Annotated in this window: 9 protein-coding genes; 3 read left to right on the top strand and 6 right to left on the bottom strand. The window is 63.2% G+C overall.

Features of this window, described 5'->3' with window-relative positions:
- Positions 1–166 precede the first annotated feature (166 nt).
- The 6 genes from ACVOMF_RS19660 to ACVOMF_RS19635 form a co-directional block, all read right to left on the bottom strand.
- Positions 167–601: a ClpXP protease specificity-enhancing factor gene (locus tag ACVOMF_RS19660; RefSeq protein ID WP_481510763.1), complete on the bottom strand. Its 435-nt coding sequence runs from the start codon at positions 599–601 to the stop codon at positions 167–169.
- An 80-nt stretch (positions 602–681) separates the two neighbouring features.
- Entirely contained in the window at positions 682–1,317 is a 636-nt protein-coding gene (locus ACVOMF_RS19655) for a glutathione S-transferase N-terminal domain-containing protein (RefSeq protein WP_296253894.1), read from the bottom strand.
- A 144-nt stretch (positions 1,318–1,461) separates the two neighbouring features.
- Positions 1,462–2,205 (bottom strand): cytochrome c1, encoded by a 744-nt coding sequence (locus tag ACVOMF_RS19650; RefSeq protein WP_282272172.1) that lies wholly within the window; start codon positions 2,203–2,205, stop codon positions 1,462–1,464.
- Positions 2,198–3,460, bottom strand: coding sequence for a cytochrome b (locus tag ACVOMF_RS19645; protein WP_481510762.1), 1,263 nt, complete (start codon positions 3,458–3,460; stop codon positions 2,198–2,200). Before ACVOMF_RS19645 ends, ACVOMF_RS19650 begins: the two co-directional genes overlap by 8 nt.
- A gap of 2 nt (positions 3,461–3,462) precedes the next feature.
- Positions 3,463–4,083, bottom strand: a complete 621-nt coding sequence (gene petA / locus ACVOMF_RS19640; RefSeq protein ID WP_057629370.1) for a ubiquinol-cytochrome c reductase iron-sulfur subunit — start codon at positions 4,081–4,083, stop codon at positions 3,463–3,465.
- 178 nt (positions 4,084–4,261) lie between these two features.
- Positions 4,262–5,179, bottom strand: coding sequence for a lytic transglycosylase domain-containing protein (locus ACVOMF_RS19635; RefSeq protein WP_481510761.1), 918 nt, complete (start codon positions 5,177–5,179; stop codon positions 4,262–4,264).
- A gap of 145 nt (positions 5,180–5,324) precedes the next feature.
- Here ACVOMF_RS19635 and miaB point away from each other — a divergent pair, with 145 nt between their 5' ends.
- The 3 genes from miaB (at position 5,325) to ybeY (ending at position 8,853) form a co-directional block, all read left to right on the top strand.
- Positions 5,325–6,776 carry a tRNA (N6-isopentenyl adenosine(37)-C2)-methylthiotransferase MiaB gene (miaB, locus tag ACVOMF_RS19630; RefSeq protein WP_481510760.1) on the top strand — a complete coding sequence of 484 codons (1,452 nt, stop codon included), beginning with the start codon at positions 5,325–5,327 and terminating at the stop codon, positions 6,774–6,776.
- Between the two features lie 608 nt (positions 6,777–7,384).
- Positions 7,385–8,371, top strand: coding sequence for a PhoH family protein (locus tag ACVOMF_RS19625; protein ID WP_481510764.1), 987 nt, complete (start codon positions 7,385–7,387; stop codon positions 8,369–8,371).
- The gene (ybeY, locus tag ACVOMF_RS19620) at positions 8,368–8,853 is read left to right on the top strand and encodes an rRNA maturation RNase YbeY (protein ID WP_282272180.1); all 486 of its coding nucleotides are present in this window, start codon (positions 8,368–8,370) and stop codon (positions 8,851–8,853) included. Before ACVOMF_RS19625 ends, ybeY begins: the two co-directional genes overlap by 4 nt.
- Positions 8,854–8,901: the final 48 nt, after the last annotated feature.

The following is an 8,901-nucleotide window of genomic DNA, read 5'->3' as shown; positions in this document are numbered from 1 at the left end:
GCGCGGCCCCCGCCCCCCCCTCCCCGCCCCCCCGCCGCCGCCCCCCCCCCCCCCCCCCCCCCCCCCCACCGCCCCGGGGCGCGCCGCCCCCCCCCCCCCCCCCCCCCCCCCCCCCCCACTACACAAAGCCCGCAAACAAAACCGCCGCCTTGCGGCGGCGGTGGAATTATTTGACTACCCGCAGGAACGGGCGCTTTGCAGCTGGCTGCGGACGCTCAGGCGGATCGGTCGGCGGCGTATCGTCGTCATCCGGGGTGGTCTCGGTGCCCGGAATGTCATCCGGCAATGCCATACCCTGCCCGGTCTCACGCGCATAGACAGCCAGGATGGCCGAGATCGGCACGTATACCGGGAAACTGGTTCCGGAGAAGCGCGCAGTGAAGCTCACCGCGTCATTGTCGATATGCAGGCCAACAACGGCGCGCTCGGCGATATTGAGCACAACCCGCTCTTCCTTGATCGCACTGCTCGGCACCTGCACGCCGGGAACCCCGGCATCGACCATCACGTGCGGCGTCATGCCGTTGTCGTTGATCCACTCGACCAATGCCCGCAACAGATACGGGCGATGGCTGCTCATCCGGAAAGTTTCTTCAGTCATTGCACAAGTGTACGCGGCATTGAAGCGCGATCACCGCCTATCGGCGGTGATCGATAAGTTCGTATACAGCCGGCGACTGCTCAGCCCGGCAGTTCGCGCAGCTTCTTTTCCTGATCAGTCAGGCTGCGGACGAAGGCCGGATGGCGGAAGAAGCGGTTGCCATAATCCTCGATCGCCTTGCCGTCCTTGGGCAACGCCACACCAAGCGACTCCAGCCGCCAGATGATCGGCGCAATCGCGCAGTCAGCCAGGCTCATTTCCGGATTGAGGAAGAATTTGGACGCCTTGAACAGCGGCACCGACTGCGCGACCAGTTCCTTCAAGCGCTTGCGGCCCGCCTCAGCCTGGGTCTTGTTGCCCATCTGAATGGCCTGCACCTGCGGCACCCAGTCATGTTCGATGCGCAGCATCGCCAGCCGCAACCGTGCCCGCGACAAGGGGTCGACCGGCATCAACGGCGGGTGCGGATAGCGTTCGTCCAGATACTCACTCACCACCGAGGCCGCATATAGCACCAGCTCGCGCTCAACCAGGGTCGGAACGGAGTGATACGGATTCAGATCGATCAGATCTTCCGGTGGGTTCTGCGCATCGACCGGCACCAGATCGTAAGTCACGCCCTTGGCCGCCAGCACCAACCGCACGCGATGACACAGGGCATCGTCATTTGCAGAGAACAAGGTCAGGGTATTACGCATACGCACACTCGCCGCCATCAAAGGCTCTCCATCGGTTGGATTCCGCCAACCTTACGGCCCCGCCAGCACATTGCCGACGGTGACCACGGTTACCCGAGTGTGCCAAGCCACAGGCGCAGTTGCCAAGGCCCCCCTGCGCACAGCCCCCGGCTCGCACCCAGCTCAATGCACGTCTTTCCAGTACTCGGTCTTGACCAGATAGGCCAGGAAGGTGAGCAGGGCCAGGAACAACACGACCCATACGCCCAGGCTCTGCCGCTTCAACGCAGCAGGCTCACCTGCGTACTCCAGGAAATTGGTGATGTCTCGGACTGTCTGGTCATAGCCGCGCGGATCGACCTTGCCCGGCGAAGCAAGCTTGAAGCCCACTACCGGCGGGTCGATGCCCTCCTGCTCGGCCTTGCCGTGAATGGCGTGCTGCATGCCCTGCAGCTCCCATAGCGGGTTCGGCATCGAGGCGTTCGGGAACACGCTGTTGTTCCAGCCCAGCGGCCGCGACTCGTCCACATAGAACGATTTCAGGTAGCTGTAGATCCAGTCACTGCCGCGCACCCGCGAAATCAGGCTCAGGTCCGGCGGCATCTTGCCGAACCATTTGGTCGCCTCGTCATGCGGCATCGCCACCTGGATCTGCTCGCCATAGGCGGCACCGGTGAAGTTGAGGTTGTCCATCACCTGTTGTTCGGTCAGGCCGAGATCCTCACCCATGCGCGAATAACGCAGGTACTTCAGTGAGTGGCAGCCCGAGCAGTAGCTCATGTAAGCCTGCGCGCCGCGCTGCAACGAGGCCTGGTCCCCCAGATCATTGCCCGCCTGCATCAACTTGCCACCGCCGGCGGCAAACGCCGGGACACACAGCAGCATCGCGGCAGCCATCGCCAACCGCACAATCCACTTGTCAGTCATGCGTCGTCACCCGGTCCGGAACCTGCTTGGTGCTGTCGATCTTCGTCCAAAGCGGCATGGTGATGAAGAAGGCGAAGTACAGGAAAGTCAGCACACGGCCCACCCAGGTCTCCCAGATCGCCGTGCCCGGGCCGGAGCCAATCACGCCCAGCCACACGAAGCACACCACCAGGATGCCCAGCATCACCTTCGAGATCGGGCCACGGTAACGGACCGACTTGACCTTGGCCTTGTCCAGCCACGGCACCAGGAACAGGATGGCGATGGCCGAGAACATCACCATCACGCCGCCGAGTTTGTTCGGCACCACCCGCAACATCGCGTAGTACGGCGTGTAGTACCAGACCGGCTTGATGTGTTCCGGCGTCACCAGCCGGTTGGCCTCGGTGAAATTGTCATGCTCGAGGAACAGACCGCCGAACACCGGAGCAAAGAAGATGATGAAAGCGGCCAACGTGAGCAGGAAGCCGACACCGACCAGATCCTTCACCGTGTAATACGGATGGAACGGGATGCCATCGGCTGGCGCGGTCGCTGACCAGCGGTTGCCCTTCGGCCCCTTCTTGATTTCTACGCCGTCAGGATTGTTGGAACCTACCTCGTGCAGCGCGCCCAGGTGCAGTACCACCAGCAACAGCAGCACCAGCGGCATCGCGATCACGTGCAGGGCGAAGAAGCGGTTGAGCGTTGCGTCGCCGGGCAGGTAGTCACCCATGATCCACTCGGTCAGGCCATTGCCGATCACCGGGATGGCACCGAACAGCGAGATGATGACCTTGGCACCCCAGAACGACATCTGGCCCCAGGGCAGCACGTAGCCCATGAAGGCTTCGGCCATCAGCACCAGGTAGATCAGCATGCCCAGTATCCACACCAGCTCACGCGGTTTCTTGTAACTGCCGTACATCAAGCCGCGGAACATGTGCAGGTAAACCACGATGAAGAACAGCGAGGCACCGGTGCTGTGCATGTAGCGGATCAGCCAGCCCCACTCCACGTCGCGCATGATGTACTCGACCGAGGCGAACGCCTCCGCCGCGCTGGGCTTGAAGTGCATCGTCAGGAAGATGCCGGTGACGATCTGGTTGACCAGGATCACCATCGCCAACGAGCCGAAGTAGTACCAGAAGTTGAAGTTCTTCGGCGCGTAGTACTCGCTGACATGCTTGCGGTACACCGGCATCAGGCCAGGCGCACGCTCATTGACCCAATCGGCCACGCCACTGACGGTGCGGGTAAGAATATTGTCGGCCATGATCAGGCTGCCCCCTGCGGATCAACGCCAATGACAAGGGTGTTGTCATCCACATAGTGGTGCGGCGGCACCAGCAGGTTGATCGGCGCCGGCACGTCCTGGAACACACGCCCGGACATGTCGAAACGCGACTTGTGGCAGGGGCAGAAATAACCCCCCTTCCACTGTGCGTCGTAGGGCTCGGGGCGGATCTCGGCAACCATCTCCGGCGAACAGCCCAGATGGGTACACAGACCTACCAGCACGGATATATCCGGCTTGATCGAGCGAAACTCGGGATTGCCCTTGAGCACGTAGTCCGGCTGCTGGTCCTTGTTGCCGGACTCCGGGTCCTTGAGCCGCGCGTCCAAGGTAGGTAATGCCTGCAGGATGGCCTTGGAGCGTTTGACGATCCAGATCGGCTGGCCGCGCCATTCCAGGATCAGCCGCTGGCCTTCCTGCAACGCGCTGATATCGGCAGTCACCGGGGCACCGGCCAACTTGGCACGGGCGCTGGGATTCCACGACTTGATGAAAGGAACTGCGGCGAAACCAACACCGACTGCCCCGACCACAGCTGTGGTCGCTGTCAAAAACCGCCGACGTCCGGTGTTGACTGGATCGTTTACCCCATCGTTTGCCATCCGGCACTCCGATAATGATTAGGTAGCTATAGGCTGCCAGCGGTCTGGTGGGGGCCATCCCGCTCTGAATCGAATCGTTCCGGAGTGTAGCGGAACGCTTAACGCTGACACAACGCGATCAAACACCAGTCCGCGAAATTTGTCACGGCCCGCTGCAACAGAATCAATCGGGGACGGTCTACTGGCGCGTAGCCAGCTCGCCACGGTAGCGGTCGGCCAATTGTGCAACGCGCTGCACGTAGTACTGGGTCTCCTTGTAGGGAGGCACACCACCATGACGATCCACCGCACCTTCGCCGGCGTTGTAACCCGCCGCGGCCAAGGTCAGGTTGCCGTTGAAGCGACGCAGCAACCACGACAGGTACTGCACGCCACCACGGATGTTCTGGCCGGCGTCGTAGGAATCGGACACGCCGAAACGACGCGCCGTAGGTGGCATCAACTGCATCAGACCCTGTGCCCCGGCGCGACTGAGCGCGGTCGGGTTGAACGCCGATTCGGCGTGGATGATGGCCCGCACCACTGCCTCCTCGACACCGAACTCGCGTGCGGCCGAGGCGATCTCGGTGCTGTAGGCCTGGGTGTTCAGGCGTACCGAGCCGAAGTTGACCCGGGAGTTCACACCACAGGCAAAGCAACGCTCGATATAACTGTATTGAATGGTGCGCACCGCGCCGATGTTGGCCACCTGCGCCGGCCGGCTGCTGGTGTAGTGGCGCACCCCATCCTTCATATATGAGTAAACCTGCCCACTGACTACCCGCTGTGCCCGTCCCGCAGCAGGCGCCGGGGTCGGCGGCACTGCGGTGGGGGCGGTCTGTGCAGCCACTGCCGTCGAACTGTCATTGGCTTGGCTCGCGGTGGCTGCAGCAGCTACCGGGGTGGCGACGGGCGCCGGGGTCGGCGGCACATAACGCGGCACATCGCGCGTCGGCCGATAACTGCTGACCACGCTGCAACTCGCGCCACTGACGCGTTTGCTGACGTAATTGGGCACCCCATCGCTGCCGACGCACTTGTACAGCGTGCCGGCACTGGCCGGCGAGGCGACCAATGCTGCTGCGAGAATGCCGGTGATCCCCAAAATCCCCTTCATGGGCGGGAGTCTCCCAGCTTCGCCGGGGCTTGCCAAGTATTTGACGCAGCGGCTTTCGTGCTCGGGCCCGCGGACCGATACAATAGGCGGCTACGAATGCAGCCCCAGCGGCTGCGTGCCCGCCCACCCGTCTGGAATAAGCGCCATGCCCGGGACGCCAGCAACTCCCCTGCCGATCACGGCCGGCTCCGCCGTGCCTACTGTTGAAATGACCACACCTGAATTGATTCCCCTGCCTGGCCAGCGGCCGACGGTTGCCGGCGGCGCGCGCGGCAAGCTCTACATCAAGACCCACGGTTGCCAGATGAACGAGTACGACTCGACCAAGATGGCCGACGTACTCGCCGCCGCCGAGGGCCTGGAGCTCACCGACAACCCCGAAGAAGCCGACGTGGTGCTGGTCAACACCTGCTCCATCCGCGAAAAGGCACAGGAAAAGGTGTTCAGCCAGCTCGGCCGCTGGAAGGCGCTCAAGGCCAATGGCCGCGACGTCATCATCGGCGTCGGCGGCTGCGTGGCCTCGCAGGAAGGCGAAGCCATCGTCAAGCGCGCGCCCTACGTGGACCTGGTGTTCGGCCCGCAGACCCTGCACCGCCTGCCGGAGCTGATCCGCGCCCGCCGCGAGCAAAACAAGCCGCAGGTGGACATCAGCTTCCCCGAGATCGAGAAGTTCGACCGCATGCCCGAGCCGCGCGCCGAGGGCCCGTCGGCCTTCGTCTCGATCATGGAAGGCTGCTCGAAGTACTGCTCGTTCTGCGTGGTGCCGTATACCCGTGGTACCGAGGTCAGCCGCCCGTTCGAGGACGTGCTGGTGGAATGCGCACAGCTGGCCGAACAGGGCGTGCGTGAGATCAACCTGCTCGGCCAGAACGTCAACGCCTACCGTGGCCCATACGGCGACGGCGAGATTGCCGACCTCGGCCTGCTGATCCGCACCCTTGCCGAAATCGACGGCATTGGCCGCATCCGTTTCACCACCTCGCACCCGCTGGAGTTCAGTGATTCGCTGGTGGACGCCTACCGCGACGTGCCGAAACTGGCCAACTACCTGCACCTGCCGGTACAAGCCGGCAGCGACCGCGTGCTCAGCGCGATGAAGCGCGGCTACACCGCATTGGAGTTCAAGGCAAAGATCCGCAAGCTGCGCGCGGTCCGCCCGGACATCTCGATCAGCTCGGACTTCATCGTTGGCTTCCCCGGCGAAACCGATGCCGATTTCGAGAAGACCATGAAGCTGATCGAGGACGTGGGCTTCGACCAGAGCTTCTCCTTCATCTATTCGCGCCGCCCCGGCACCCCGGCTGCCGACCTGGAAGACACCACCAGCGATGCCGACAAGCACGCCCGGCTGTCGCGGCTGCAGGCACATATCAATGAGCATGCCGCCGGCATCTCCGCGCGCATGGTCGGCACGGTGCAGAACGTGCTGGTCGAAGGCCCGTCGCGCAAGGACCCGAATGAGCTGACCGGCAAGACCGAGAACATGCGTTCGGTGAACTTCCCGGCCAGTTCGCGGCTGATCGGGCAGTTTGTCGATGTGTTGATCACCGAGGCCTTCAGCAATTCGCTGCGTGGGCGGGTGGTTACGCAGGATTGAGGCCAGGGCAGCGGCTGCTGTTGCTGTGCTTTCTTACGGAAGGTGGGCTGCGCGGGTTAGAGGCGGGGTCCACTAGTCCAAAGCAGGAGCGCCCCCCGCCCCCCCCGCTCAGCGCCCCGGCGCTGGCGCAAGGGCGTTCGATGGGCAACGAACCAGTGGTTCGCAAGCTGCCCCTCTCACCCCGCCAGCGGGAGAGGGGGAAAGCCTTTGCTGCTCGCTATGGCTCAGGAAAACCGTCGCTGCTCGTTTTCGCTTCTTACCGCTCGCCTTTGCCCCAGCCCTGCGGTCATTTATTCGCCACACCGACCCAGAGCCCGTCGTTATTGGGCTGCGCGCGGTTATCCACATGTTCATCCCGAATCGATCCACAAAAATTGTGGACAACTTGCTACCCCTAAACCGTCAAATGTGGCGGTTTTTTAACCACCCCGCCAAGAGGCTTATGCCGCAAGGGCTGGACAGGGATATCCACAGCTTGGCCCACGCCACATCCACATCGGCTGTGGAGAACCCGGACCACTATCTGCCCCGCTGGTGGTCCGTCAGCCGCAGGGGTACCCTTCCAAGGTCCAAGGCACGGCTTCGCCGGCCAGCAACTGTCAGTGAAAATGACCACCACCACGCATCGCGACTTCACTCTCGACCCGATTGATAACGAACGGCTGGCCAATCTCGCCGGGCCGTTCGACGAGCATCTGCGCCAGGTCGAACTCAAGCTGGGCGTTGAGATTGCCAACCGCGGCAATGTCTTCCGCGTCAGCGGCCCCGGCAAGACCGCGCTGGAAGCTGAGAAACTGTTGAAATCCCTATACGCAGAAGCAGCCGAAGCCGTCTTCGACAGCCACGCCATCCATCTGCGCTTGAACCGTGCCAACGTCGATCATCTGACCGAGCAGGCCTACGAAGCACAAGAAGTAGCGATCAAGGTCAAGCGCGGCACCGTGCGTGGTCGCGGCCTCAACCAGGCCAGCTACCTGCACCAGATTGCCACCCACGACATCAGCTTCGGCATTGGCCCGGCCGGTACCGGCAAGACCTTCCTGGCAGTAGCAATGGCCGTGGACGCATTGAATGAATCGCGCGTGCAACGCCTGATCCTGGTGCGCCCGGCGGTGGAAGCCGGCGAGAAGCTGGGCTTCCTGCCCGGCGACCTGACCCAGAAGGTCGACCCCTACCTGCGCCCGCTCTACGACGCCCTGTACGAAATGCTGGGCGTGGAAAAAGTGGCCAAGCTGCTTGAGAAGAATGTCATCGAGATCGCTCCGCTGGCTTACATGCGCGGCCGCACGCTCAATGACGCCTTCGTGATCCTGGACGAAGCGCAGAACACCACCATCGAACAGATGAAGATGTTCCTGACCCGCCTCGGCTTCGGCTCGACCGCCGTGGTCACCGGCGACCTGACCCAGACCGACCTGCCCAAGCACGTCAAGTCCGGCCTGCGCGACGCCATCGAGGTGCTGCGCGGCGTGGACGGGGTCAGCTTCACCTTCTTTGAATCGCGCGACGTGGTGCGCCATCCGCTGGTGGCCCGCATTGTCAGCGCCTATGACCGCCGCGATCTGCAGCAGGTCAAGCCCGGAGCAAGCGAATGACCAAGGGTCCCGTGCGTCTTGATGTCGCCGTCAGCTACGCCATGCCGCGCGCCGGTCTGCCGGCAGCGGTGAGCTTCCGCCGCTGGGTGGCGGCCGCCTTGAAAGGCCGCATCCGCGAGGCAGACTTGGCCATCCGCGTGGTCGACGCCAAGGAAGGTCAGTCACTGAACCGCCACTACCGGGGTAAGGACTACGCTACCAATGTGCTCAGCTTTCCGGCCGAGCTGCCCGAAGGCCTGCCCAAGGGAGTGAAATTCCCGCTGCTGGGCGATCTGGTGATCTGCGCCCCGGTGGTCGCCCGCGAGGCCGAGGAGCAGGACAAGGCGCTCAACGCCCACTACGCCCACCTCACCGTGCACGGCGTGCTGCACCTGCTGGGCTGGGACCACGAGGACGACAAGGAAGCCGAGGCCATGGAACAGCTGGAACGCGAGATTCTTGCCGATCTGGGCATTGCCGACCCCTACGCCAACGAGCAGTAGTGCCGAGCCATGCTCGGCAGGAGCTGTCCATGCAATCCCATGTAGTGC

It is taken from the genome of Stenotrophomonas sp. STEN022 (genome assembly GCF_056760155.1).
Note: the sequence above shows the minus strand (reverse complement) of the source record. Positions and strands in the feature narration are given on the sequence as shown.